Raw genomic sequence first — 26,581 nt, forward strand, 5'->3', positions numbered from 1 at the left:
GCGCTCAGGCCTCGCCCGGCGGGAGGGGCTCGACCGAGACGGCGCGCCAGACGGGGCTCGGCGTGGCCCCGTCGCCCTCGAGGTCGGCGCAGGTGTCGAGGCGCACCACGGTATCGGTCCGGCAGCACACGACCAGCCGGCCGGCCCGGGCGTCGTCTTGCCAGTCGAACGTCAGCCGGCGGGCCTCGTCGTCGCCGTCCTCGGTCGCGAGGCGTGGCATCGCGACCCGCTCCCGGGCCTCGAGCCAGCCCAACGCGGCGTGCTGGGCGCACTGCTGCACCGGCGACAGGTGGCCGTCGCCGCGGTAGCAGGGCAGGTAGGGCCTTCCTCGGGCCTCGGCTTCGAGCAGCGGCAGCACGTCGGCCTCGGTGATGCGCCCGTACTTGCGCAGCGCGGGAAACAGGATGGCGCTGGCGGCCAGCCGGCAGCCGCCCAGATGGCTGCTCTCCCAGACCTCGAACGGCAACGCGTGGGCGTCGATCGCCGCGGCGAGTGCCTTGTAGGCGGCGAAGCCGAACTTGGCGCAGCACTTGTCCTTCTTGCCGTGGGTACAGCACAGCAGCAGCGACCCCGTTGGCGGTGCGCTCTCCCAGCGGGCAAGCGATTCGCCGTTGTCGAAGGCGGCGAGGAACGCCGGCAGCGCCTCGCGCTCGACCTCGAAGCCGCGGTTCTCGGGCATCAGGTAGAGGCGATGGCGGTGGCTGGGGTGCCCGCGGCGGTGAATCAGGTTGACCCGGCGGCCGGCCTCGGCCAGCGCGTCGAGCCGGGCCACGATCTCCTCCGGCATGTCGCTGGCATGGCGCAGGTTGCGCTGCCACTTGGCGCTCGGCCAGGCGAGCAGCAGGTTGCGCTCGGCGTGGGTGGCGGTGCCGGCCAGCGGGTCGTCGACGGCGGCGCTCTCGACCGCGCAGAAGCGCCGGCTCATGCGCTGACCTCGCGCTGGGCGTCGCGACGCGAGCGGGCCAGGGGCGACTGAAGCGGCACGCAGATCGGGCCGCCGCCCCGGGGATCGTCGATGACGTGGGCGTCGAGGTCGAAGACCCGCTTCAGGTTCTCGGCGGTGAACACCTCGGCGGGCGTGCCCCGCCGCTCGATGCGCCCGTCGCGCATCATCACCAGTTCGTCGGCGTAGGCCGCCGCCAGGTTGAGGTCGTGCAGCACCACCAGCAGGGTGCGGCCCTGATCGTGGGCCAGCGCCACCAGCAGCTCCAGCAGCTCGACCTGGACCTTGAGGTCGAGGAAGGTGGTGGGCTCGTCGAGCAGGATCAGGTCCGTCTCCTGGGCCAGCACCATGGCGATCCAGCAGCGCTGACGCTGGCCGCCGGAGAGGGCGTCGACGCTGCGCTCGGCGAAGTCCGTGACGCCGGCGTAGGCCATCGCCTCGCGCACCGCGCGGGCGTCGCCCTCGGCGTCCTGGCGCCATAGCCCCTGGTGGGGGAAACGGCCCATGGCCACCAGCTGGCGCACCGTGAGGCCCTCCGGCGCGTCCGGCCCCTGGGGCAGAATGCCCAGGCACCGGGCCACGTCCCGGCTGCGGCGACGGTGGATGTCCTGGCCGTCGAGGCAGACCCGGCCGCCGTCCGGCGTCAGGGTCCGCGCCAGGGTCTTCAGCAGCGTCGACTTGCCACAGCCGTTGGGGCCGAGCAGCACCGTCAGCTTGCCCTCGGCCACCGCCAGGTCGACGCCGTCCAGCACGGGGCGGGCGTCGTAGCCGGCGCGCAGGGCTTCGCCCGTCAGTCGGGCCGTCGGGGCGGCGAACTTGGACATGGGCAGGTGTCGATCCGTGCTGAAGGAAGGCAGGGCAAGGTAAGACAAAACATTCTCATTTGCAACGTGGGCCGAGGCCGCGCCGGGGCCCGTCCACCGGGGGCTGTCGTCGGGTGCTCCCGGGCTCAGCGGCGGCTGCGATACAGCAGGTAGACGAAGAAGGGCGCGCCCACGCCCGAGACGAAGATGCCGGCCGGCAGGTCCTTGGGCAGGAACGCCACCCGGCCCAGCAGGTCGGCGTAAAGCACGATCAGCGCACCGATCAGCGCGGCGACGGGCGCCAGCCGGGCGAAGCCGCGGCCCACCAGGCGCGCCGCGATATGGGGCGCGATCAGGCCGACGAAGCTGAGCCCGCCGGCGAAGGCCACGGCCGCCCCGGCCAGCGCCACGCTGCAGGCCATCAGCAGCAGCCGGCTGCGCAGCAGGTTCACGCCGAGCCCCTGGGCCACGTGATCGCCCAGCGCCATGGCGTCCATGTGACGCGATTGGGTCAGGCACAGCGGCACGGCGACCAGCAGCCAGGGCAGCAGGCCCATCACGTCCGGCCACTGGGCGGCATAGAGGCTGCCGGTCAGCCACACGTAGGCGCCCATGGCGGCGCTGTCGTCGCTGATCACGATCATCAGGGTCGTCATGGCCCCCATCGCGGCGGATAGCCCGATGCCGACCAGCACCATGCGCGACGGCGAGAGGCCGCGCCGCCAGGCCAGCGAGAACACCAGCAGGGCGCTGAGCAGCGCACCGCCGAGCGCCGAGGCCGGCAACCAGTGGCGGTCAAGGCCGGATCCGATCAGCGCGAGGAGGGCCACGGCGGCGAGGGCGGCGCCGCTGGTGATGCCGATCACGTCCGGCGAGGCCAGCGGATTGCGCACGATGCCCTGGAGGATGGCGCCCGCCACGGCCAGTGCCGCGCCGACCAGCATGGCCAGCAGCAGGCGCGGCAGGCGCAGCTCCCAGACGATGAAGGCGATGTCGCTGTTCCGGGGCGCCACCAGCGCCTGCATGACCTCGTCGAAGGCGGTGGGGAAGCTGCCGAGGGTGAGCGACAGGCCGACGCTGGCGAGCAGCGCCAGCCCCAGCAGCGCGAGCACGATGGCGTGTCGTGATGGCCGGGATTCGCCGGCGTCGTCGGCCGTGCGTGGCAGGGAAGAAGAGGGCGTCATGAGTGGGCCGATGTCCTGCGTGCCAGATGAATGAAGACGGGCGTGCCGATCAGCGCGGTCATCACGCCCACCGGCACGTCCTGCGGGGGCATCAGGAAGCGCGAGCCGACGTCGGCCAGCAGCAGCAGGCTGGCGCCCAGCAGGGCGCAGGCCGGCAGCAGCCAGCGATGGTCGACGCCGAACAGGCCTCGCGCCATGTGCGGCACGATGAGGCCGACGAAGCCGATCATGCCGGAAAGCGCCACCGAGCCGCCGGCGAGCAGGATCACCGCCAGGCCGAGCAGCAGCTTGACGGTGCCGGCGCGCAGGCCGAGTCCCTGCACCGTCTCGTCGCCCAGCATCAGGGCGTTGGCGTGGCGGACCAGCACGGCGCTCAGCAGCAGGGCGGCGGCGAACAGCGGCAGCAGCGGCACCACCAGCGACAGCTCGCGCCCGGAGACGGAGCCGGCCAGCCAGTAGAGCACGCTCTCGAAGCTCTGCCGGTCGACGATCAGCAGGCCCTGGCTGAACGAGACGAACATGGCGCTGACGGCTACGCCCGCCAGCACCACCCGCAGCGGCGAGAGCTCGCCCCGTCGGCCGCGGCTCAGCAGCGCGACCAGCCCCGCGGCGACGAAGCCGCCCAGCAGCGCCGCCCAGACGATCTCGCCCGGCGCATGCAGGGGCAGCCACGAGACCGCGATCACCACGAAGCACATGGCCCCGGCGTTGATGCCCAGCAGGCTCGGCGAGGCCAGGGGATTGCGGGTCAGGGTCTGCATCAGGGCGCCGGCGATGGCCAGGCTGGCACCGACCAGGGCGGCGATCACCGCCCGGGGCAGGCGCTCGGTGGCGATGATGAGATGCGCGACCCGGCCGGGGTCGTAGTGGGTCAGTGCCTCGACGAAGGTCGGCGCCGGGATCTCCGTGGTGCCCAGCATGACGCTCGCGGCGAACGCCGCCGCGGCCAGCGCCAGGCCCAGCAGCAGCCCGGCGAGGCGCGATCGTCGACCGTTCAGCATGCGACGACCCCCTCGCCGGACGCCGCGCATGACGAGGTCGGTGGTGACAGCCCGTAGCGGTCATAGAGATCGTCGAGCATGGCGTTGGCGGCCAGGATGCCGCCGCCCATGATCCAGTTCACCGCATCCACCTCGAACACGCGGTCATGGCGCACCGCGTCCAGCCGCTGCCACAGCGGGTGGGAGCGCCAGTGGCGGTAGTTGCGGGCGATGGCGGGATCGTCCGGTTCCAGCAGCACGAAGATCACGTCGGCGTTGATGACCGGGATGTTCTCCTCGCTGGTCAGCTTCATGCCCCAGCCCTGGTCCTGCACGGAGCGCGGCTGTTCGAAGCCCAGCTCGTCGAGGATCGAGCCGGCGAACCCCGTGGAGTAGATGCGCAGGTGGTCGCTCTTGAAGCGCACCACGGCGGCCCTCTGCGGCCAGGCATCGCCCAGCGTATCCTCGATCCGCCGGCGAAAGTCGGCCACCCGCTCGTCCCAGTCGTGGAGCAGCGACCGGGCGCGCGCCTCCCGGCCCGTGGCCTCGGCCAGCAGCCTCAGGCTGGCCTTGAAGGCGAAGACGCTGTCGCTGGCCACCGTCGGGGCCATGGCCTCGAGCAGCGGCCGGACCCGCTGATGGCGAAAGCGCGTCGCCATGATCAGGTCCGGGGCCAGCCAGGCGATCTTCTCGAGGTTGGGCTGGGTCTCCAGGCCGACGTGCTCCACGCCGTCCAGCGCCTCGCGCAGATAGCGATACATCGGCGGTTCCAGCCACGAATCGACGACGCCGACCGGGGTGATGCCGAGCGCCACCGCGCTGTCCGTCGCCCCCTGGTAGAGGGTGACGACGCGCTGCGGCGAGTCGGGAACGGGCGTGTCGCCGAAGGCGTTGACGACGCTATTGCCGTCGTGGGGAGCATCGGCGGCGACAGGGCCCAGCGGCAACAGCAGCGCCAGCAGCGCGGCCAGCCAGCGGAAAAGAGGGCCGGCGCCCGCCTTGGCGTGATTCGAGTGGCAAGCAGTATCGGGCATCGCGGTCGGGCCGGCAGGAAACGGAACGAAGCGGCATCCTGAGATGCCGCTCATGAAAGGCACCATGCGACGACGGCTCAGAAGTCGAGCTGATAGCTCAGGGTCAGGGTGCGGCCGCGGCCCTTGAAGTAGTAGTCGTCGCTGTTGCGGGCGGCCTGGGAGTAATAGGTGAAGTAGTCCTCGTCGGTGAGGTTCTCCACGCCCAGGCTGGTGCGACCCACCGGCAGGCGATAGGTCAGCGAGGCATCGACCAGGCCGTAGCCGTCGAATTCCAGCTCGGGGTCGTCGACGCTGCGGTCGAAGTAGCGGCTGAACTGCAGATGGGTGGACAGCTCGTCGTTCCAGGCCGCGCTCCAGGCCAGCTTGAGGGTGTCGGGGGCGATGTTGATGCCGGTCAGCTCGGTGTCGACGCTGCCATCACCGTCGGTGTCCGACTCGCCCTCGGCGTGGGTGTAGGACAACCGCAGCCGGTGGCGATCGCTGACTCGGGCTTCGCCGGTGACCTCGACGCCCTGGATCTCGGTCTTCTCGCGGCTGCCGACCCAGGTACCGTTCTCGAAGGCCAGGCGCTCGCCGTAGTCGGAGTTCGACTCGTAGTAGCTCAGCTCGAGGCCGTAGCGATCCCAGTCGAAGCGGGCGCCGATCTCGCGGTTGTCGGTGACGATGGGCTGCAGCTGCAAGAGGCCGTCGACGTTCTGGCCGGGGTCACTGATGCTGCGCAGCACGCGGCCCACGTCGGGCATGCCGAAGCCTTCGGAGTAGTTGGCGTAGAGCTGCGCCCACTCGGTGGCCTGATAGACGATGCCGGCGTTGTACAGCGTCTCGTCGAAGTCGGGCGTGCCGCCCTCGACGCTGACGTTGTCCTGGGTGACGTTGCTGCGGTCGATGGTCGAGAAGTCGTCGACGTCGAGCTCGGCGCGCTCGTGACGCACGCCGGCGTGCAGGCTGACCGCCTCGGTCAGGCTGTAGTCGCCCTGCAGGAAGGCGGCGGCGTTGCGGAACTGCGTCTCCGGCACGTAGGTGCGGTCGGTCTGCACCAGCATCTGCCGGGTCTCGTCCTCGAGCAGGTCGAGGCCGGTGGTCAGGGTCAGGCGATCGTCCAGCAGGCCATCGCGGGACAGGGTGAACTTGGCGCCGACCTTGTCGGACTCGTTGCGGGTCTGGTCGTAGCGGGTCGTGCCGTCGTCGCCCTGGTAGGGGAAGTATGGCGTGGTGCCGAACTGGGCCCGGAAGCGCTGGGTATAGAGCTGGGCGTCGACGCTGTTGCCCAGCCAGTCGTCATGGGAGTACGACAGCCGGGCGGTGGTGACCTCGTTGAAGCCGGGATCGCCGATCGGATCGCCCTTGCGCGCGGTGGTCGCGACGCCGGCGCCCCGGTCTCCCGCCACCGGCACATAGTCGCCGTTGCCTTCCAGCTCGAAGCGGTTGAGCGCGACCTCGACGTTCTGGTGATCGTCGATCCAGTAGCCCGCCTTGGCCATCAGGTCGTGGCTCTCGGAGTCCTGGATTTCGCCGGGATAGGCGATGCCGACCTCGTCGTCGCTGCCGTCGTAGAAGACGCCGCGCTCCTGGCGGCTGGCGGCCACCACGTAGTCCCAGTCGCCGGTCTGGCCGCTCAGGCGATAGTCCAGCTTGTGGCCGAAGCCCTCGGACTCGAAATCGTCGTCGCTGGTCAGGCTGATGCCGGCGTGCTGGCGCACCCCGGCGCCGTCCGGGCGCTTGGTCACATAGTTGATGATGCCGCCGGTGGCGCCCAGGCCATGCTCGGCGCTGGCGCCGTGGATGACCTCGATGCGCTCGACCATCGAGAGGTCGATGGTGTAGCTGTCGCGCCCGCTGTCGCGCAGCGGGTTGGACTGGGGCACGCCGTCGACCAGGAACAAGGGGGAGCGACCGCGGAAGGTCTCGCCGGCGTTGGACAGCTTCTGGCGGCTGGGCGAGTAGGAGGGGATCAGGTTGCTGAGCACCTGGCCCGGGTCCTGGGTGATCGCCAGCTGCTGCTCGATCTGTTCGCGGGTGATGACGGTGACCTTCTGGGGCGTCTCGTCCACGCGGCTTTGATTGCGCGTGGCGGTGATCACCAGCGGGTTCATGGCCTGGGCGTCGGACGCGTCCTGCGCTGCGGCGAGCGCGGTGACGGGCAGGGCTGAGCCGAGGACGAGCGGCAACAGCGGCAGCCGCTTGAGGTGCGGTTGTCGGGCAGTGGGCATGTCGTGAAGATCCCTTGTTCGATCCTGGAGTGGTTATCGTTATGTGTCGAGAACGGTAGAATGTCTCGATGTTGCAAACGATAATGTTTTTTATTTAGTTGCGCAATTCGGAGCCGCGCTCCGCCTCACGCAAGTCGCCGGCGCCCCCCGCATTGACGCGCGCCCTCACAGGCGGACAATGCCTCCCTTCCTCTCGACCGGAACAAGGATTCCTCGTGGAACTGCTGCGCGTCGTCTACCGCCATTACCGCTGGCCCTTCCTCGGCGTGATGCTGCTCAGCCTGGCCAGCGCCGGGCTCGGCATCGGTGCCATCGCCTTCATCAACCGGCGGCTGATCGACACCGTCGGCGACCCCGCCGGCGTGCTGCCGGCCTTCCTCGGCGTGATCGTCGCCCTGCTGGTGGTGACCCTGGCCTCGCAGCTGGCGCTGACCATCCTCGGCCACCATTTCGTCCACGGGCTGCGCGGCCGGTTGGTGAAGCAGATCCTCGATACCGACGTCGAGCGCCTCGAGCGCCTCGGCAGCGCCGAACTGCTGGCCAGCCTGTCGAGCGACATCCGCAACGTGACCATCGCCTTCGTGCGCCTGCCGGAGCTGATCCAGGGCCTGGTGCTGACCGTCGGCTCGGCGCTATATCTGGGCTGGCTGTCGCCGGGCCTGCTCGCGGTCACGGCCGCCTGGCTGGCGGTCACCATCGCCGTCAGCTCCTGGCTGGTGGCGCGGGTCTATCGGCATCTCGCGCGGGTGCGCGAGAGCGAGGACCGGCTCTACCGCGACTACGAGGCGGTCATCCACGGGCGCAAGGAGCTGGCACTCAACCGCGGACGGGCGCGGCGCCTCTACGACGAGCGCTACGAGGTCGACGCCCGCGACTACCGCGGCCACATCATCCGCGCCGACACCTACCACCTGAGCGCGATCAACTGGTCGAACATCATGATGCTCGGCGCCATCGGGGTGGTGTTTTTCCTTGCCAACGGCCTGGGCTGGGCCAGCACCTCGGTGGCGGCGACCTACTCGCTGACCCTGCTGTTCCTGCGCACGCCGCTGCTTCAGGCCATCGGCGCGCTGCCGACGCTGATGAGCGCCCAGGTGGCCTTCGACAAGATTGCGGCGCTCGAACTGGCCGATGCCGAGCGCGACTTCGCGGTGGCCGAGGCCGAGCCGGGGGACTGGCAGACCCTGAGTCTGCGCGACGTGCGCTTCGCCTACACCGGCGCGGACGGTGAGGCCGGCTTCGCCGTCGGCCCCCTGAATCTGACGCTGCGGCGGGGCGAGATGGTGTTCCTGATCGGCGGCAACGGCAGCGGCAAGTCGACCCTGGCCAAGCTGCTGACGGGCCTCTACCGGCCCCAGCAGGGCGAGCTGCTGCTGGACGGCCAGCCGCTGAGGGAGGCCGCGTCCTACCGGCAGCGGTTCTCCGCGGTGTTCAGCGACTTTCATCAGTTCGCGGATCTGGTCGGGCCCGAGGGCGCCCAAGCCGACCCCGCCCTGGTCGAGGCGTGGCTGGAGGAGCTGGCGATGCGCGACAAGCTGGCCTTCGACGGCCAGAGCGTGACCAATCCCGAGCTCTCCCAGGGGCAGCGCAAGCGGCTGGCGCTGCTGATGGCGATCGCCGAGGAGCGCGACCTGCTGCTGCTCGACGAGTGGGCCGCCGATCAGGACCCGCAGTTCCGCCGTGTCTTCTACCGCGACCTGCTGCCGCGGCTGCAGGCGATGGGCAAGACGGTGTTCGCCATCAGTCACGACGACCACTACTTCGACCATGCCGACCGGCTGCTGGAGATGCACGGTGGCAGGCTGAGCGAACTGATGGACGACCAGCGGGCGAGCGTCAGCCGGGATGCGGTGGCTCGGCTCGACGAGGCCGCGCCCTGACGCGAGCGGGAAAGCGGGCGTGGGAGCGCCGACCGACCGCCGGGGAAAGGGGTGTAACAAAAGTTAGTGTGATTTGTTTGTGCAAATGCAAGCAATTACTATAAGCAATCGCCAGCCTCGAACGTGGCGTTCCGTCTTGGCGACCCCTTGTCCCCCCGCATCGTAAGGCACACACCAATGACACGCGTATCCCGCCGCTCGTGGCGGCTGTCTCCCCTGACCGCCGCCGTCCGCTATGGCCTCGGCCTCACCCTCATCGGCGCCGCCGGCGCGGCGCTGGCCCAGCAGGACACCTCGGAGGTCGAGACCGACACCGTCGTCGTCAGCGCCACCGCGCTGAAGGTCGCGACGCCGACCATCGAGACGCCGCGGGCCGTGTCCGAGGTCGGCCGCGACGAGCTGGATCGGCGCGCCGTCGACAAGTACGACGAGACCTTCCGCTACCGTTCCGGGGTGGTCTCCCAGCCCTACGGGTCGGATAACAACGCCGACTGGATGTTCCTGCGGGGCTTCAGCGCCGAAGGCTCGACCTACCAGGACGGCCTGCGCCTGTTCCGTACCGGCGGCTACTTCTGGTGGATGACCGAGCCCTACGGGCTTGAACGGGTGGAGCTGCTCAAGGGGCCGTCCTCGATCCTCTATGGCGAGGCGCCTCCCGGCGGGCTGGTCAACGCCGTCAGCAAGCGGCCCACCGCCGAGCCGCAAGGCGAGATCGAACTTCAGGTGGGCAACAAGGGGCATCGTCAGATCGGCATCGACACCTCTGGTCCGGTGTCCGGGCGTGACGACATGCGCTACCGCGTCGTGGGCATGGTGCGCGAGGGGGACGGCGAGCTAGACGGCACCGACATGGACCGCTATTACTTTGCCCCGAGCCTGGCCGTCGATGTCTCCGAGGACACCACGGTGACCTTCCTGGCCAGCGTCCAGAAGGACGACGGTGTGCCGACCACGGGGTTCTTCCCCGCCTACGGCACGGTCGAGGGGACCCCCTTCGGCAAGATCGATCCCGAGACCAATCTCGGTCAGCCCGACTATGACGATCTCGACCAGCGCCAGCTTTCCCTGGGCTACGAGCTCGAACATCGCATCAACGATACCTGGGAGTTCCAGCAGAACTTCCGCTACAGCAACCTCGATCTCGAACTGCGTTCGGTCTATCCCAACTCCTACGTGACGCCTCCGCGCAGCATCTCGCGTGGCGTCGTCGACCGTGACGGCGAATATGACGCCTTCACGCTCGATAACCGCTTCATCGCGCGGACCTATACCGAAAACACCGAGAACACCCTGCTGCTCGGGGCCGGCTATCAGCGCCTGGATCTCGATTACGACAACGCGGACAGCTTCCGCACCCTGGGCGATGGCTCGTCCTACTTCGTCAACATCGATACCGTGGACATGTTCGATCCGGATCGCGGGGCCTTCAATGAGCCGCAGACCGGTGACCCGACGCATCACGACGTCGAGAAGGAGCAGATCGGCGTCTACGTGCAGGACCAGTTCCGCCTGAATGACAAGTGGATCTTCCTGGCCGGCGCGCGCTACGACAGCGTCGACAGCCGCGACGTCTATCGCGACGAGACCGGCCGCTCACGCGAGGGCTACGACGACGATCAGGTCTCGCTGACCGGCGGCGTCATGTACCTGGCCGACAACGGTCTGTCGCCTTATGTCAGCTACAGCGAGTCGTTCACGCCCCTGGCCAGCACCGACGCCAGAGGCGAGAGCTACGAGCCGCTGGAGGGGCGCCAGTTCGAGGTGGGCATCAAGTATGCACCGCCGGGCTTCGACGGCTATGTGACCGTGTCGGCGTTCGATCTGGAGGAGAGCAATACGCTGATCACCAGTTCTGCCGGTGCCCAGCGCCAGATCGGCGAGCGCAGCTCGACCGGGGTCGAGATCGAAGGCGTTGGCTATCTCACCGACAACCTCAAGCTCACGGCGTCCTACACCTACACCGATACCCGAGTCGATGTCAGCGAGGAACAGCAGGACGAGCATGCCCCGCTGGTGCCGTACAACATGGCCTCGGCCTGGCTCGACTATGACTTCGCCGGTGCACTGCATGGCCTGTCGGTCGGCGGTGGCGTGCGCTACGTGGGATCCAGCGCCAACAGCCCGGATGCGGGCGAGACTTACCAAGTGCCGTCTCACACCCTTTACGATGCCGTGGTTCGCTACGACGTCAACGAGCACTGGGGCGCGCAGCTCAACGTCAACAACCTGACCGACGAAGAGTACATCAGCGGCTGTGACTTCTACTGCTACTACGGCGAATCGCGCAGCGTGATCGGCAGCCTGAGCTACCGCTTCTGAGTCGTGCCTTTCACCACGCTAAACGACCGCGCCCGGCCAATTGGCCGGGCGCGGTCGTTCAGGGGCTGGCTGTCTTGCGCGAAACGCTAGCCGCCGAACGGCGAGGGGGAGGTGGTGGGGGCGCCCTCGAGCAGCGGCGGCGCGTCGGGTGACCGGGCGCCGGCCACGAACAGTGAAAGCCCCAGCATCAGGATGAGGGCGCCGCCTGCGAAGCCAACGACTCGCAGGCAGCGCGCCAGGTTCATGCTGCTCGCCGAGCGCTGCAGGCGGCGCTCGGCCCAGCCGCGAGCCATCACGCTGGCCAGGGCCAGCGCCGAGACCGTCAGGGCGGTGCCGGCGGCCATGGCCAGCACCGCCAGCACGCCGCTCCAGTAGTGCCCCAGCAGCGAGGCGGCGCCGACCAGCAGTACGCTGCCGCTGCAGGGACGCATGCCGATCGAGGCCACCACGGCCAGGGCGCCGCGCCAGTCCGTGGCCTGTTGGGGCGTCAGATGGTGGGCGCAGTCACACTCGTGCGAGTCGTGGTCGTGGTCGTGGTCGTGGTCGTGGTCGTGGTCGTGGTCGTGGTCGTGGGAGCCCGGCGTGCGCCGGTGGCCGGCCAGGGCCCGCCAGCACAGCCAGAGCCCCAGTGCCACGACGAGCAGGTAGCTGGCCTGCTCCAGCCACACCACCGAACCCATGGCCTGGCGGGTCAGCCAGCCCAGGCCATGAACCAGCACCGTGACCAGGCCGATGGCCACCAGGGCCTGCAGCAGAGAGGCCAGGCACGAGAGCAGCAGGGCCCGGCGCAGCGCGCCGCCCTGGCTGAGCAGGTAGGTGCCGAGCACCGCCTTGCCATGGCCCGGGCCGGCGGCGTGGAAGACGCCATAGCCGAAGCTGAGGCCCAGCAGGCCGAGCCAGGCGGCCGATGTCGGCGCAGCGTCCAGGGCCGCGATCGCCTCCGTCAGGGCGCGATGCAGGTCGCGCTGCCAGGCGACCAGTCGCAGGCTGGCCTCCTGGCCGAAGGTGCTCCAGGCCACCGCCAGCAGCCCCAGGGTGACGCCACCGATCAACAGGGGGGCCAGCCATCGCAGGCGCCGCTGCATCTTGTGGGCGGGATTCATGGACGATCGCATCGTATTTCTCCCGTTTCGGCGAAGAAGCGGCCGAGGCCCTCCTGGGCTTGCTCGCCGCGATCCAGGCTGGCCGCCTCGGCGACCTTCGCGGGATCGGGATCGGCGGCGATGATCCGGGTGCTGCAGCCGTCTCTCGTGACCGTCAAGGCGTCCGGCCTGGGCGTCTCGGCGTCCGCCTCGTGCACGACTTCGAGGTAGTAGGTCGGGTCATAGATGCGATAGCGCATCGGCGCCTCCTCCAGCCGCAGGGGCGTGGACAGGGGCAGTCGGAACATCAGCTCGACGCGACCGTCGCGCGCCAGGGTGGTGAAGTCATCGACCTCGCCGAGCGCGATCGGCCGGTCGGCCTGGGTCACGTGAGTGAAGTAGTGCTTCGGGGCCAGGGTGTGGCGGATCTCCACGCCGAGCTGGTCGAGGCGCGCCGCCATCGGTTCATCGCCCTGGGCGGCGCCGAGTTCTTCCAGCACCAGCTGGCTGTAGAACGGGTCGAGCCGCCAGCGCTGCTGAAGGGCCACGGCATGCCCCTGGTCATTCGTCATCACCTTCACCGAGACGTCCACCCAGCCGTGAGGATGCGCGACGCCCGTCAGGGGAAAACATGCCAGGGCGAAGGCCAGCATCGAGGCGATCCGCTGTCGCCAGGAGGCGCGCCATCGACGCGGTCGGGGCTTGATAGGGTTCATAGTCGTCGCATTCCCCACATGAAATAGGCGCCGCCGATCAGCGAGGCGACCAGGCCGGCAGGAATCTCCTGCGGGAACAGTAACTGGCGACCCAGCCAGTCGGCCAGCACCATCAGCAGCGCGCCGGTCAGGGCGGCGCCGGCGAGATGCGCCCGGGCGCGGGTGAAGCCCATCAGTCGCGCCATGTGAGGCGCCAGCAGGCCGACGAAGGACAGCGGTCCGACCACCAGGGTGGCGGCGGCGGTCAGCAGGGCGACCAGCAGCAGCAGGCTGAGCCGCGCCCGGCGCAGGTCGATGCCGAGCGCGGCGGCGGTGGCGCCGCCCAGCGGCAGGATGTCCAGCCAGCGGGCGAGCGGCGCGGCGGCCAGCGCCAGCAGCGCGGCGGCACCGGCCACGGTCACGGCGCTCGTCGCATCGACGTAGTAGGTGGAGCCGGAGAGCCAGGCGATGACCTGCTGGCCGCGGGGGTCGCCGCCGGCCAGCACCACGGCCTTGATCGCCTCGAACAGTGCGGTGATCGCGACCCCGGTGAGCAGCAGCCGCTCGGGCTGGAAGCCGCTCCTGCGGTTGACCGCCACCAGCACCGCCAGCGAGGCGAGCGCGCCCAGCACCCCGGCGCCGACCAGCGTCAGGTTGCCGGGCGAGGGCAGCAGGAAGATGGCGCCCATCAGGGCGATGGCGCTGCCGCCGCTGATGCCGAGGATCTCGGGGCTGGCCATGGGGTTGGCGGTGAGGCGCTGGATCAGGGTGCCGGCGACGGCCAGCATCAGCCCGCAGCCGGCGGCGGCGAGCAGCCGCGGCCAGCGCCACTCGAGCAGGCCGGCATCGAGGGGCGAGGCCCACTGCCAGCCGTCGGCGCCCTGACCGGCGAGTGCGGCCACCACGGCCATCACGACCAGGGCGAGGGACAGCCCGACGATCAGCCTTCTCGGCGCGGGGTGACGCACGCGAGACGTGGCGGCGTGGCGCGGCGGCGCCGAGCCGTTGAGGCGCAGGCGCGGGATCAGCCACAGCAGCAGCGGCGCGCCCAGGGCGGCGGTGGTGGCGCCGGTGGGAATCAGCGTCGGCAGGGTGCCGGCGTAGCGCTGCAGCAGCTGGTCGGTGGTGGCCAGCAGCAGGGCGCCGAGCAGCGTCGACCACAGCAGCCGTGTGCCCAGCCGGCGGGCGCCGGCCAGGCGCACGATGTTGGGCGCCGCCAGGCCGATGAAGCCGACGATGCCGACGGTGCTGACCACGCAGCCGGTGAGGAACACCGCCAGGCCGAGCCCGGCCAGGCGCAGCCACTTGAGCGACACGCCGAGGCTTCTGGCGCCGGCCTCGTCGAGCTCCAGCACCGCCAGCGGGCGCAACAGCCAGAAGGCGCCGAGGACGCCCAGCGCCAGGCGCGGCGCCAGGAAGGCGGCGTCGCTCCAGCCGTTCTGGGCCAGCGAACCGGCACCCCAGATCAGCAGGCCCTTGAGCGCTTCCTGATGGAACAGCAGCAGCACCATGGCCAGGGCGCCGAAGTAGAGGTTGACCACCAGCCCGCCGAGCACCACCACGACCGGCGACAGGCCGCGTCGCCAGGCCAGCGCGAACACCAGCCCCATGGCCAGTCCGCCGCCGGCCAGCGCCACCCATTCGCGGCCCAGGGCGAGCAGCCCCGGGGCCAGCAGGCTGGCGGCCATCAGCGCCAGGTTGGCGCCGCTGGCCACGCCCAGGGTGGTCGGCGCCGCCAGCGGGTTGCGCAGCACCTGCTGCATCAGCACCCCGGCCAGCGCCAGGCCGCCGCCGGCCATCAATGCCATGGCCAGCCGCGGCCACCAGGCGAAGTGCAGCACCAGGGCGTCGGCGGAGGTATCCGGGATCGTCACCAGCGACGACAGCCCGGCCACGAGCCCCGTGCTCGACGCCAGATGGGCCACGGCCAGGCCCGCGGTGAGCAGGCCCAGCAGCAGGCAGGCGCGGCCCGGCGTCAGCCGGCGTGACGGGAGGGCGTGGGCAGGCGCATCAGCGGACATCGTCGTTCTCCAGGGCGGTCACCAGCTGCTCGGCGAAGCGCTGGGCGGAGGGCAGGGCGCCGAAGCTCCATACCGGCGGCAGGATCAGCGGCTCGCCGCGGCTGCGTTCGACCAGCCGCCGCCACAGGCCACTGTCGGCCAGGGTCTCGCGCACGCCGGCCGGATAGGGTTCGACCACCACCAGCCGGGCGTCGAGGCCGGCCAGGGCCTCGATGCCGACCAGCGAGAAGCCCCAGGCGTTGGTGACGCCGGTCCAGGCGTTCTGAAGCCCCAGGCGGTCGAGCACCGCCTGGTAGAGGCCGTTGTCGCCGAACACCCGCACGTGGCGGGCGTCCATGAATTGCACGACCAGCAGCGGCGGGGCGTCGTCGCCGAGGCGATGCTCGAGGCGCATCAGGCGCGACTCGGTGTCCTCGATCAGCCGCTCGCCGGCCTCGGGCCGTTCGACGATGTCGGCGACGCGGCGCGTCAGCTCGCGCATCTCCGTCCAGGTGTCCCGGCCGGGGGTATAGAGCGTCAGGGTGTCCACCGGGGCGATCGCCTCGAGGCGCGGGGCGAGGTTGGCGAACATCGGCGAGATCAGGATGCGCTCGGGATCGAGGTCCGCCAGCAGCTCCAGGTTGGGCTGGGAGCGCAGGCCGAGGTCGATCACCGCGCCCGGCAGCGCCGGCTCGCCCACCCAGGCGTGATAGGCGTCGAGCTGGGCCATCGCCGCGGGCGGCGCCTCGAGGGCGGCCAGGGTCTCGGCCAGGGTCCAGTCGAGAGTCGCCAGGCGCGGTGATTCCAGATGTGGTGAGACGGCCAGCGCCGGCAGGGCGATGAAGAGCGTGAGCAGCATGACGAGCGGGCCGGCGAGCCAGCGGCGGGCCCGTCGACGAAGGCGGCGCGTAGGAGACAAGCGGAACTCCATGAACGAGTGGCGAGCGAGTGATGGAATCAGTGGGCGATGGCGACCCGGTGCTCGCCGACGGGATGGTGCATCACGTGCATGGGGATGCCGTAGATCGCTTCCAGGGTGTCGCCGGTCATCAGGTCGGCCGGCGTGCCCTGGGCCAGCACTCGGCCGCCGTGCAGCGCCACCAGGCGGTCGCAGTAGCGCGAGGCCATGTTGATATCGTGCAGCACGATGATCACGCCCAGGCCCAGCTCCTGGGAGAGCCGGCGGGTCAGGGCCAGCACCTCGACCTGGTGGGCGATGTCCAGCGCCGCCAGCGGTTCGTCGAGCAGCAGGAAGCGGCTGCCCTGGGCCAGCAGCATGGCGAGCCACACCCGCTGGCGCTCGCCGCCGGAGAGGGTATCCACCAGGCGGTCGGCGAAGGCCTCGGTATGGGTCAGGGCGATGGCGCGCTCGACCTGCTGGCGGTCCTCGCGGGTATGGCGACCCAGCAGGCCGCGCCAGGGATAGCGGCCGAAGGCGATCAGCTCGCGGCAGGTCAGGGTCTCGGCGCTGGGCAGATGCTGGGGCAGGTAGGCCACCTGGCGGGCGAACTCGCGGTGGCCCCAATCACCGAGCGGCCGGTCGTCGAAGCGGATGACGCCCTGGCTGGCGGGTTGCTGCTGGGCCAGCAGCTTGAGCAGCGTCGACTTGCCGGAGCCGTTGTGGCCGATCAGACCGTGGACCTGGCCTTCCTCGAAGCGAAGATCGGTGGGGTGCAGCAGGCGTTTGCCGTTGACCTCGAAGGTCGCGGCCTGGGCATCGAACATGGTGGGCTCCGTGGATCGTCGGCGGCGCGAGGCCTCGCGGTCAGGGCGAAGGCGCGCGCACCCGCGTGAGAGTACTCTTGATACGAATGGTTATCAAATCTCCGTGATAGGCATATCCTATATGCTAGTGGTTTTCATTTAGGTTTATCGGGCGTAGGCTGAGGTCGTGGTCGCGGGGTTCAACTTTCGTCGCTCCACGACTCTCTTGCCTCTCTCGAAAAGGAGCCGCCGTCATGCCGCATGCGTTGCCCGAACTGCCCTACGCCTATGACGCTCTCGAGCCGCATCTCGATGCCCTGACCATGGAGATCCACCATTCGCGGCATCACCAGACCTACGTCAACAACCTCAACGCCGCCCTGGAAGGCACCGGCCTCGAGGAACTGCCGGTGGAGGCGCTGATCGCCGATATCGACCGGGTGCCCGCCGACAAGCGCCAGGCGGTGATCAACAACGGCGGCGGCCACGCCAATCACTCGCTGTTCTGGCGGGTGATGTCGCCCGAGGGCGGCGGGGCGCCGAGCGGGCGGGTGGCGGCGGCCATCGAGCGCGAGCTGGGCGGCGTCGAGGCCTTCCGGCAGGCCTTCACCCAGGCCGCCCTGACGCGCTTCGGCAGCGGCTGGGCCTGGCTCAGCGTGACCCCGCAGGGCGCGCTGGTGGTGGAGAGCACCGCCAACCAGGACAGCCCGCTGATGCACGGCAACACGCCGGTGCTGGGCCTCGACGTGTGGGAGCACGCCTACTACCTCAAGTACTGGAACAAGCGCCCCGATTACATCGCCGCCTTCTACGAGGTGGTCGACTGGGACGAGGTCGAGCGGCGCTATCTCGCCGCCGTCGGCTGAGGGCGCCTCGCGATTCCCTGCAGGCTGGCGGGACAGCCCCGCGACGACGGGGTATGGTAGCCGTCTGATCGTGACCGCCGGGCCTGCCAGGGCCCGGCGGTCTTTCGTCGCGTACAGGGAAGACCGCCACAGGGAGAGTCTCCATGTCGAATATGAGGAGCTTCGAGGCGCTGGGCCGCCTGCTCCGCTATGCCCGCGGGCACCGGCGCCGGATCGTCGCCGCCACCGTCTGCTCGATCATCAACAAGCTGTTCGATATCGCCCCGGAGATCCTGATCGGGGTGGCCATCGACGTGGTGGTCAACCAGGAGGACAGCTTCGTCGCCGGGCTGGGCTTCACCACCGCCCGGGAGCAGATCCTGATCCTCGGGGTGCTGACCTTCTTCATCTGGGCCGGCGAGTCGCTGTTCGAGTACCTCTACCAGATTTTGTGGCGCAACCTGGCCCAGCGGCTCCAGGCCGAGCTGCGCCAGGACGCCTACGAGCACGTCCAGCGCCTGGACATGGGCTTCTTCGAGTCGCGAAGCTCCGGGCAGCTGGTGGCGACCATGAACGACGACGTCAACCAGCTCGAGCGCTTCCTCGACGGCGGCGCCAATTCGATGATCCAGGTCGGCGTCACCGTGGTGGCGGTGGGGGCGGTGTTCTTCGTGCTCTCGCCCCTGATTGCGCTGCTGGCCTTCACGCCGATCCCGCTGATCGTGTGGGGCGCCTTCTACTTCCAGCGCAAGGCCGGGCCACTCTACGCCGAGGTGCGCGAGCGGGTCGGCGAGCTCTCCAGCCGGCTGGCCAACAACCTGGCGGGCATCGCCACCATCAAGAGCTTCACCGCCGAGGCGCGCGAGGCCGAGCGCCTCAAGGCCGCCAGCGAGGCCTACGTGCAGGCCAACCGCCGCGCGATCCGCATCAGCTCGGCGTTCATTCCGGTGATCCGCATGGCGATCCTCACCGGCTTCCTGGCCACCTTCACGGTGGGCGGCATGATGGCGCTGAACGGCGAGCTCAACGTCGGCGCCTACGGGGTGCTGGTGTTCCTCACCCAGCGGCTGCTGTGGCCGCTGACCGGGCTGGCCCAGGTGATCGACCTGTTCGAGCGCGCCATGGCCAGCACCCGGCGCATCCTCGACCTGCTGGCCACGCCGATCCGGGTGCGCGACGACGCCGGCCAGGCGCTGGCGGAGCCGGTGCGCGGCGAGGTGCGCTTCGAGGGCGTGGCCTTCCGCTACGGCGAGTCCGGCGCCGGGGTCGAGGGCATCGATCTGGCGGTGCCAGCGGGCCACACCCTGGCGCTGGTGGGCGCCACCGGCTCCGGCAAGTCGACGCTGATCAAGCTGCTGCTGCGCTTCGTCGAGCCGGCCGCGGGCCGGGTGAGCGTCGACGGCCAGCCGCTGGACGAGGTGACGCTGGCCTCGCTGCGCCGATCGATCGGCCTGGTCAGCCAGGACGTCTACCTGTTCGAGGGCACGATCCGTGACAACATCGCCTACGGCAAGCCCGAAGCCACCGACGCCGAGATCGTCGAGGCGGCGCGCACCGCCGAGGCCTGGGACTTCATCCAGGCGCTGCCCGAGGGGCTCGACACCGCGGTGGGCGAGCGCGGCGTGCGCCTCTCCGGCGGCCAGCGACAGCGGCTGTCGCTGGCCCGGGCGCTGCTCAAGGATCCGCCGATCCTGGTGCTCGACGAGGCCACCAGCGCGGTGGACAACGAGACCGAGGCCGCCATCCAGCGCTCCCTGCGCCGGATCGGCCACGGCCGCACGGTGATCATGATCGCCCATCGGCTGTCGACCATCGTCCACGCCGACGAGATCGCGGTGATCGAGGCGGGCCGGGTGGCCGAGCGCGGCACCCACGCCGAGCTCTTGGCCCGCGACGGCCGCTACGCCGCCCAGTGGCGGGTGCAGACCGGCGAGCTCGAGGCGGCGGCGCTGCCGTAGCGCGGGGAGGGCGTCGCCTGCTCGCGCAGGCGCTCGCCAACGAAAGATGCCCCGGCGGCCATGGTGGCCGCCGGGGCATCTTGTTTGCCGCCGGGGAAGGCGTCAGACGTCGAGCGACCAGGTCAGGCGGAAGGTGCGGCCCTGGCCATTGAGGTCCCACAGCGAGGAGGCGCCGTAGGCCTCGTAGAAGATCGCCGCGCGCTGCCCCCAGGTGGTGGTGTACTGCTCGTCGAGCAGGTTATCCACGCCCAGGCTGAAGGTGCCGACGCCGGTGTCCTGACTGAGGCTGGTGTCGACGGTGGTGAAGCCATCGAGCGAGTTGCCGTCCGCGTCGTCGATGTCGAAGGTGCGGTTGACCTGGAGCATGGCGCGGGTGTCGTCGTCGGCCCAGTTGGCGAAGGCCACCGCCTTGGGCATGCTGGCCTCGGTGACGCTGGCATCGAGCCACTCGCCGTCCTGCTCGACCTCGGAGCGCGACCAGTGGAAGGAGGTGCCGACATCGACGTGCCGGCCGAGGTAGCGCTGGACCTTGCCCTCGATGCCGTAGGTGCGCACGTCGCGGTCGATGGTGGTGGTGCCGATCTCCAGGCCGCCGTCGCTGTACACGTAGTCGAGCGCCTTGTCGGACCAGCTGTAGTAGGCCGCGATCTGGGTGTTCCAGTCTGCCGCGTTCATGCGCCAGCCGGCCTCGACCTGCTGGGTCTTGATCCCGTCGACGGGGTTGTCAGAGATGTCGAAGCTCACGTTGCGGTACGACTTGGCGATGTCGGGGATCTCGAAGCCCTGGGAGTAGGCCAGCCAGGCCTGGTGGCCGTTGTGGAAGTCGTAGAGGGCCTTGGCATTGAACAGCGAGACGTCGTAGTCGTTGCTGCCGCCGTCGTTGCCGCCCTGGGGATCGACCTCGACGTCGGTCTGCTCGACGCGCACGCCGCCGGACAGCAGCAGGGCGTCGGTGGCCTGGTACTCGGCCTGGGCGAAGCCGGCCAGGGTGTCGGCCTGAAAGGACGGGTAGTACGGATCCAGGGTGTCGACCTTGTCCAGCGTGCGCCCGCCATCGTCGGAGACCAGGGTGAAGCGCCGCGAGTCGAAGGTCTCGTGGCTGAAGTCGATGCCGTAGGTCAGGGACAGTGGAGCGGCGAGCTGGGCCGAGAACATGGCCTTGGCGCCGGAGAGGTCGGTGTTCTGCTCGGAGACCGTAAAGGCGTTGCCGCCGCCCGGGAAGGGATTGAAGACCGACGACTCCTGGCGATGGAAGGCCTGGAAGAAGAACTGCTGGCCCAGCAGCGCGTCGTGGCGGTAGTTGGCGTTGAACAGGGTGCGGTCGGTCTCCGGGTCGACGTCGGACGCGTAGCCGTCGCGGACCTCGCTGCCCTGGATCTGCGCCGTGTAGCTGCTGCCCGTGTTGTAGTCGGGATAGACCAGGCCCTTGTCGCCCTCGAAACGCGAGCGGTATTTCTGCGCCAGGAGATCGAGGTGCTGGTGCTCGGTGAGCGCCACGTCGAGCGAGCCCATCACGTCGATGGTGCGATTGCCCTGCAGGCCCGACTGAGCGATGTCCGGCTTGATGATCTCGCCGTCGCCGTCGTAGAACCAGCCGTTCTCCTGCACCGCGGCGGAGACGCGGCCGTTGACGCGCTCGTTGCCGAAGGCCATCGCCTGGGCGGCACGCTTCTGCAGCTCATTCGAGTCGTTGAAGCCGGTGGCCAGCCCGACCTCGCTTTCCAGATGGGGCCCGCCGGGTTCGCCGTCCTTGGTGATGATGTTGATGATCCCGCCCGTGGCGCCGCCGCCGTAGAGGCTGCTGGCGCCCGACAGCACCTCGATGCGCTCGATGTTGAACGGGTCGATGGCATCGAACTGGCGCGACAGGCTGCGCGAGCCGTTCATCGACACGCCGTCGATCATCACCAGGGCATCGCGGCCGCGGAAGTTCTGAGCGTAGTTGGTGCGATTCGTCGAGGAACCGATGTCGAAGCCGGGGATCAGCTTGCCCAGCGCCGATTTCAGCGATTGTCCGGTGTTCAGCTGATCCTGGAGCTGCTGATGCTCCACGACCCAGACGGCGCCGGGGACCTCGCTGATGGACTGGGGCGAACGGGAGCCCACGACCACCATGGTGTCCTGTGGCGTCTGGGCGAGGGCATGCAGGGGCGCGACCGAAGACGCGATGGCTGCGGTGAGCAGGGCCTTTTTCATTGTCGTTTCCTGGAAAGAGGAGCGTGATTTTTTGGCAGGAGGAGCCTACGCAAGGGCGGAATGAATATCAATGAGATTGATTTCTATTAAATGGCTTGTCGCGTCGATGCGCCCAGGGGAGCCTCCCAACGAGGGAGCCATTCAGGATAGCCATCTGATGCAAATAGTAATCTTTTTTATTAGCATGGATGCCAAGCCCTCTGACGAGATCCTGCCCATGCTCTTTCCTCTCCCGGCGTCTACCGGCGCGCCTCGCGCTCCGGCGCCGTCGCGGCTGCGCAGGACACGAAAGGTAACGACATGATGATCTGGTTGACCCTGGCCGAGTGCGTGGCCGGTTTCGCGGGGCTGGCGCTGGGTTCTGAGCGTGTCCGGCGTCGACTCGGGTGGAAGCTGCCGCATCGGCGCGGCGCGAGTGCCAGGCTGGCGGGCATCGTGCTGCTGCTGGTGGCCGCCGTGGAGGCGATGGGCCGGCAGGGCCTCGTTGTGGGGCTGGTGAGCTGGTGTGGCCAGCTGAGCCTGGGGGCGGGCGCGATCTCCCTGCTGCTGATCGCACGGGAGCGCATGCTCTCGCGGCGGGCGATGCCGACGCCGCGCCGAGCGCGGCCAGGCGCCAGGAGGGCCTGAACGCAACACGCCACCGACAGACGTCGGTGGCGTGAACATGCGGCATCGAGGCGGTTTAGAAGTCGTAGCTGACGGTCGCCTTCACGCTGCGCTCGGCGCCGAAGTAGCAGCGAGACTCGCTGTAACAGGCTCCGATATATTCCTTGTCGAACAGATTGTTGACGTTCAGCTGGGCGGTCACGCCGTTCAGGCCGACCTGGGAGAGATCGTACTTGAGGGAGGCATCCACCAGCGTGTAGTCCGGGACCTCGAGCGTATTGGATTCGTTGGCCCAGCTGTCGCCGATGTAGCGCACCCCAAGGCCCGTGGTCAGACCCGATAGCGCCCCTTCCTGGAACCGATAGGAGCCCCAGACGGAGGCCATGTGTTCCGGTGTCGCCACCGGCGTCTTGCCTTCGTTGCCTTCCTCGGACTCCTGAATCTCCACATCCGTGTAGGTGTAGCTCGCCCGAACGGCCAGGTCTTCGGTGATGTGCTTGTCGGCCTCGAGTTCCAGGCCGCGAGATCGTGTGCTGCCGACGGCGCGATAGGCCTGAATGTCCTGGATGTAGTTGGCCGTGTTGTCCTGGTCGATCTGGAACACGGCGATGCTGTACTGGTCGCTGGTCCCGTTGGGCTGATACTTCAGTCCGAGCTCGACCTGTTCGGCATCGGAGGGCTCGATCAGATCGCCGCTCTCGTCGACGTTGCTGCTCGGGCTGAACGACTCGGAGTAACTGATATACGGTGAGAGGCCGTTGTCGAACTGGTACAGCAGCGCCGCGCGGCCGCTGAAGCTTTCATCGTCGAGCTGCTGTTGGCTCGTCGTGCCAGAGGCGAGGTTTTCGCTCTCGTTCTCTATGTCGACCCAGTCGTAGCGCCCGCCGAGGGTGAGGCGCCACTGACCGAGAGCGATCTGGTCCTGCAGATAGACGCCGGTCTGCTCCAGCTCACGGTCATTGTCACTGAAGGGGACAATGGTCCCGTCGCTGCCGTACGTCGGGTTGAACGGATTGATGGAGGAAAAGCCTGAACCGTAAGACCATTCGGCGTCGGTGTCACGATGCTGGTAGTCCAGCCCCGTCAGCACGGTGTGCTGGGTGTCGCCGAGATCGAAGTCGGCGATCAGCTGGTTGTCGACGGCCAGGGCGCTGAGCTCCTCGTCGGCGCCGAAGTAGGTCCGGCCAAGCTCATCGCCACTCCAGACGCTCGTGTTATAGACCTGCCCGTAGTCGACATCGCTGTGGATGTAACGCAGGTTCTGGCGTCCGGTCCAGGTGTCGTTGAAACGGTGCTCGAGCTGATAGCCGACCATGGCCTGCTCGCGATCGAACGTTTCGTAATCTTCCTCACCGTCATAGAAGCTGTTGGAAATCCGCTTGCCGTTATGGCTGTAGAGGGTGCCGTCGGCCGGCAGCCCGCCGTAGTAGCCTCCCTCCGGGTCCTTCTGCAGATACGCCATCAGCGTCAACGAGGTAGAGTCGCCGATATCGAGAGCCAGAGACGGCGCGATGGCATATCGCTCGTTCTCGACGTGATCCCACTGGCTGTCGGCATCCTTGACCAGACCGACCACCCGGTAGGCGGCGCGCCCCGAGTCTCCTACCTGGCCGCCGATATCGAATCCGGCGCCGAGGTGCCCCTGAGTGCCGACGCTCGCCTGCACCTGACGGTGCGAGGTGAACTGGGGCAGCTTGCTGGTCAAGGCCACCAGCCCGCCGGGCGCGGCGCGGCCGTAGAGCACCGAAGAGGGGCCCTTGACCACCTCGATGCTCTCCAGGAAATACGGGTCGATCTGGAAGATGCTGTAGGTGCCCTTGTCGTTCAGCAGTTTCAGGCCGTCCAGATACTGGTTGTCAATGCTGTCGCTACCGAAGCCGCGAAGCTTGATCGCATCGTAACGCCCCCCCGTGGCGCCGTACTGGCCGGTAAAGACGCCCGCGGTATAGCGGGTGGCTTCCTGGACCGATTCCGATCCCTGTTCGCGAATCTCTTCCTGAGTGATCAGCGAGACGGACTGCGGCGTCTCGTTGAATGGCGTCTCGGTCTTGGTCGCCGCCTGGGCGGTGACGGTCACGGTGGAGAGGTTCTCGCTGTTCTGAGACGCGTTCTGGGCCTGGGCGGAGAGAGCGACGCCGGCGGCGGCGAGGGCGATGGCCTGCGCCAGGGGACGTGGGGTCGGCATGCAGAAGTTCCTGTGGCGATTATATGACTCATTAACTAATGAGAATTATTGCTTTTTGGTTCGCCGGTTGAGGTATGCGCAGTGCTCAATGCTCTATGCGCAGCGATCAGCAGGCTTTCGTCAGGGAACTCGGCGGCACGCCGTAGCGGCGGCGGAAGGCGGTGGCGAAGTTGCTGGCGTGGCGATAGCCGCAGAAGTGGGCGGCCTGCTGCACGCTGAAGCCGCGGCTCAGGTAGTCGTGGGCGAGGCCCAGTCGGCAGTCGCGCAGGTAGTCGAAGACGCTCACGCCGAAGGCCGCGCGGAACTTGCGGCGCAGGCTGGCCGGGCTCATGGCGGCGAGCTCGGCCAGCGCCTCCAGGCGATGCTCGGCGGCGGGATCCTGCTCGAGGGCGGCGCGCACGCGCTCGAGCCGCTGGCGCTCCCGCGGCGCCAGGCGCGTCGACTCGTCCGCGTCGGCCGGGGGATCGTTCCGGGCGGGAGGCTGCGGCAGGCCGTGGGCCAGCAGCTGTAGCCCCAGGCCCTCGAGCAGCAGCCTCTGGGCCGGGGCGGGCAGCGGTGTGGCCATCGCCTGTTCGAGCCCCTGCAGCAGCGCGCTCGGCGGGCGCCAGGCGTGCATCCGCGAGCCGCCATGGTCGGGCAGCGCCGGGCCCAGCTCGGCCAGGCGTGACTCGCTGAGGCCCAGGGTCAGGGCTCGCAGGCGCTGGCCGGCGGGCTGGGTGGCGTGCAGGCCGTGGCGCGCATCGAGGCGCAGGCTCAGCGCCATGCCCGGGGTCAGCGTCAGGGTGCGCTCCTCGAGGCTGACCTCGGCGCGGCCCTCCAGCATGACCACGATCGACAGCGGTGAGGGCGCGTGGGAGTGGGAATCGTAGCGGTGCAGCACTTCCACGTCGGAGGTCACCAGTTCCATGCCCTGGCCCAGCGACAGCTCGCGCACCACGCCACGCATCACCGGTTCCTCCTCGCGGGAGACGAGTGCCGGCACCCGGTAGTCGATGCCGTAGCGCCGCCCGTAGGCCTGCAGGTCGCGGGCGGTGTGCTGGCGCACGCCGGACGCGGCGCTCATGGGGCGGTCCGTTCTACCGTCGCCGTCTGTGCCGTCTGTGCCGTCTGTGCCGTCTGTGCCGTCTGTGCCGTCTGTGCGGCCTTCGCGGCCTTGGCCTTGCGCCGGCACTCCAGCGGGCAGTTGGCGCAGTAGCCGAGGTCGTCGAGCAGGTAGCGAATGCAGCAGGTCTTCGGCATGCGGGTCGGCGCCTCGGGGTCGGCCGGCACCACGTGGCGCACCGCCTGATAGAGCGGGTTGCGGCGCCCGTCGGGCAGGTGGCGGGTCGAGATCAGCGCCAGGCCGGGCTCGGCCGCGGCCGGGGAGCCCATGGGGTGGTCGGCCATGGCGCCGGCGAAGTAGTCGACATAGCTGCCGGCATTGCTCCAGAACACCTTGGGCGAGGCGCCGGACACCGCGGCCAGGGTCTCGATCAGCGGGATCAGGTGGCCGTCGAGCAGGGTGGCGAAGCGGCCGAGGCCGTCGAGCTCGGCGAGCGGTCGGCCGGCGTGGCGCAGGCTGAAGCCGGCGGTCTGGCCCTCGGGCGTCTGCACCACATGCAGCTCGTCGACCCCCAGCGGCAGGTCGCGTTCCAGCAGCAGGTTGGTCGCCAGGCCGTGCGCGGCCAGGCCGGCGAAGTGCCACTTGGACCACAACGAGGCCACCGCCCGGCGGTCGCCGTGGCCGTACTGGGCGCCGTAGCGTTCGAGCAGGGCATCCAGGTAGGCCGGATCGAGCAGGTGGCTGGCGGCGATGACGTCGTCGCCCGGCGTCGCCTCGATGCGAGGCGGCGTCAGGAAGTCGAGGGGGCCGCGATAGAGCTGTGACAGCGCGAGGGTCATGGCGCATTCACCGGAAGAAGCGTGGGGCCATGGTAGATCAAATGGGAATCGTTATCAAAGATCGCTTCGTCGTGAG

The 26,581-nt window shown here is 69.1% G+C and carries 20 protein-coding genes; 5 read left to right on the forward strand and 15 right to left on the reverse strand.

Annotated elements, in window-relative coordinates; translation table 11 throughout:
- Positions 1-4: 4 nt before the first annotated feature.
- From FIU88_RS04665 to FIU88_RS04690, 6 genes are all read right to left on the reverse strand, one after another.
- Entirely contained in the window at positions 5-925 is a 921-nt protein-coding gene (locus tag FIU88_RS04665; RefSeq protein ID WP_152478353.1) for a sucrase ferredoxin, read from the reverse strand.
- Entirely contained in the window at positions 922-1,767 is an 846-nt protein-coding gene (locus FIU88_RS04670) for an ABC transporter ATP-binding protein (protein WP_152478354.1), read from the reverse strand. Before FIU88_RS04670 ends, FIU88_RS04665 begins: the two co-directional genes overlap by 4 nt.
- 125 nt (positions 1,768-1,892) lie before the next feature.
- Entirely contained in the window at positions 1,893-2,930 is a 1,038-nt protein-coding gene (locus FIU88_RS04675; protein WP_152478355.1) for an iron ABC transporter permease, read from the reverse strand.
- Positions 2,927-3,931, reverse strand: coding sequence for an iron ABC transporter permease (locus FIU88_RS04680; protein WP_152478356.1), 1,005 nt, complete (start codon positions 3,929-3,931; stop codon positions 2,927-2,929). Before FIU88_RS04680 ends, FIU88_RS04675 begins: the two co-directional genes overlap by 4 nt.
- Positions 3,925-4,944, reverse strand: coding sequence for an ABC transporter substrate-binding protein (locus FIU88_RS04685; RefSeq protein WP_152478357.1), 1,020 nt, complete (start codon positions 4,942-4,944; stop codon positions 3,925-3,927). Before FIU88_RS04685 ends, FIU88_RS04680 begins: the two co-directional genes overlap by 7 nt.
- Before the next feature lie 77 nt (positions 4,945-5,021).
- Positions 5,022-7,154, reverse strand: a complete 2,133-nt coding sequence (locus FIU88_RS04690; protein ID WP_152478358.1) for a TonB-dependent receptor — start codon at positions 7,152-7,154, stop codon at positions 5,022-5,024.
- Positions 7,155-7,369: 215 nt separating this feature from the next.
- Here FIU88_RS04690 and FIU88_RS04695 point away from each other — a divergent pair, with 215 nt between their 5' ends.
- Positions 7,370-9,034, forward strand: a complete 1,665-nt coding sequence (locus tag FIU88_RS04695; RefSeq protein ID WP_152478359.1) for a multidrug ABC transporter permease/ATP-binding protein — start codon at positions 7,370-7,372, stop codon at positions 9,032-9,034.
- A 177-nt stretch (positions 9,035-9,211) separates the two neighbouring features.
- A complete protein-coding gene (locus FIU88_RS04700) occupies positions 9,212-11,353 on the forward strand; it encodes a TonB-dependent siderophore receptor (protein ID WP_152478360.1) in 2,142 nt (713 codons plus the stop codon).
- Between the two features lie 86 nt (positions 11,354-11,439).
- On the opposite strand, the gene FIU88_RS04705 is transcribed toward FIU88_RS04700, so the two are convergent.
- The 5 genes from FIU88_RS04705 to FIU88_RS04725 all read right to left on the reverse strand — a co-directional run bounded on the left by FIU88_RS04705 (position 11,440) and on the right by FIU88_RS04725 (position 16,855).
- Positions 11,440-12,468, reverse strand: a complete 1,029-nt coding sequence (locus tag FIU88_RS04705) for a nickel/cobalt transporter (RefSeq protein WP_253742733.1) — start codon at positions 12,466-12,468, stop codon at positions 11,440-11,442.
- Positions 12,453-13,088 (reverse strand): DUF1007 family protein, encoded by a 636-nt coding sequence (locus FIU88_RS04710; RefSeq protein ID WP_152478361.1) that lies wholly within the window; start codon positions 13,086-13,088, stop codon positions 12,453-12,455. The genes FIU88_RS04705 and FIU88_RS04710 overlap by 16 nt, the downstream gene beginning before the upstream one ends.
- 59 nt (positions 13,089-13,147) lie before the next feature.
- On the reverse strand, positions 13,148-15,151 hold the full coding sequence (gene fhuB, locus FIU88_RS04715) for a Fe(3+)-hydroxamate ABC transporter permease FhuB (protein ID WP_152478362.1): 2,004 nt from the start codon (positions 15,149-15,151) through the stop codon (positions 13,148-13,150).
- Positions 15,141-15,989, reverse strand: coding sequence for an ABC transporter substrate-binding protein (locus FIU88_RS04720; protein WP_253742735.1), 849 nt, complete (start codon positions 15,987-15,989; stop codon positions 15,141-15,143). Before FIU88_RS04720 ends, fhuB begins: the two co-directional genes overlap by 11 nt.
- 98 nt (positions 15,990-16,087) lie before the next feature.
- Positions 16,088-16,855, reverse strand: a complete 768-nt coding sequence (locus FIU88_RS04725; RefSeq protein ID WP_016855474.1) for an ATP-binding cassette domain-containing protein — start codon at positions 16,853-16,855, stop codon at positions 16,088-16,090.
- A gap of 233 nt (positions 16,856-17,088) precedes the next feature.
- On the opposite strand from FIU88_RS04725, the gene FIU88_RS04730 reads away from it, so the two are divergent.
- Positions 17,089-17,700, forward strand: a complete 612-nt coding sequence (locus tag FIU88_RS04730; RefSeq protein WP_016855475.1) for a superoxide dismutase — start codon at positions 17,089-17,091, stop codon at positions 17,698-17,700.
- Positions 17,701-17,843: 143 nt separating this feature from the next.
- Positions 17,844-19,637: an ABC transporter ATP-binding protein gene (locus FIU88_RS04735; RefSeq protein ID WP_152478364.1), complete on the forward strand. Its 1,794-nt coding sequence runs from the start codon at positions 17,844-17,846 to the stop codon at positions 19,635-19,637.
- 102 nt (positions 19,638-19,739) lie between these two features.
- Here FIU88_RS04735 and FIU88_RS04740 read toward each other — a convergent pair whose 3' ends face one another.
- Complete coding sequence (locus tag FIU88_RS04740) at positions 19,740-21,833, reverse strand: TonB-dependent receptor (protein ID WP_152478365.1); 2,094 nt, start codon at positions 21,831-21,833, stop codon at positions 19,740-19,742.
- Positions 21,834-22,133: 300 nt separating this feature from the next.
- Here FIU88_RS04740 and FIU88_RS04745 point away from each other — a divergent pair, with 300 nt between their 5' ends.
- Positions 22,134-22,460, forward strand: a complete 327-nt coding sequence (locus FIU88_RS04745; protein ID WP_152478366.1) for a DUF3325 domain-containing protein — start codon at positions 22,134-22,136, stop codon at positions 22,458-22,460.
- Positions 22,461-22,515: 55 nt separating this feature from the next.
- Here the strand turns inward: FIU88_RS04745 and FIU88_RS04750 are convergent, their stop codons facing one another.
- From FIU88_RS04750 to fhuF, 3 genes are all read right to left on the reverse strand, one after another.
- Complete coding sequence (locus tag FIU88_RS04750; RefSeq protein WP_152478367.1) at positions 22,516-24,624, reverse strand: TonB-dependent siderophore receptor; 2,109 nt, start codon at positions 24,622-24,624, stop codon at positions 22,516-22,518.
- 106 nt (positions 24,625-24,730) lie between these two features.
- Positions 24,731-25,687 (reverse strand): AraC family transcriptional regulator, encoded by a 957-nt coding sequence (locus tag FIU88_RS04755; protein WP_152478368.1) that lies wholly within the window; start codon positions 25,685-25,687, stop codon positions 24,731-24,733.
- Positions 25,684-26,505: a siderophore-iron reductase FhuF gene (gene fhuF, locus FIU88_RS04760; protein ID WP_152478369.1), complete on the reverse strand. Its 822-nt coding sequence runs from the start codon at positions 26,503-26,505 to the stop codon at positions 25,684-25,686. The genes FIU88_RS04755 and fhuF overlap by 4 nt, the downstream gene beginning before the upstream one ends.
- Between the last annotated feature and the right edge of the window lie 76 nt (positions 26,506-26,581).

The organism is Halomonas sp. THAF12 (genome assembly GCF_009363675.1).
Lineage (GTDB): Bacteria > Pseudomonadota > Gammaproteobacteria > Pseudomonadales > Halomonadaceae > Halomonas > Halomonas smyrnensis.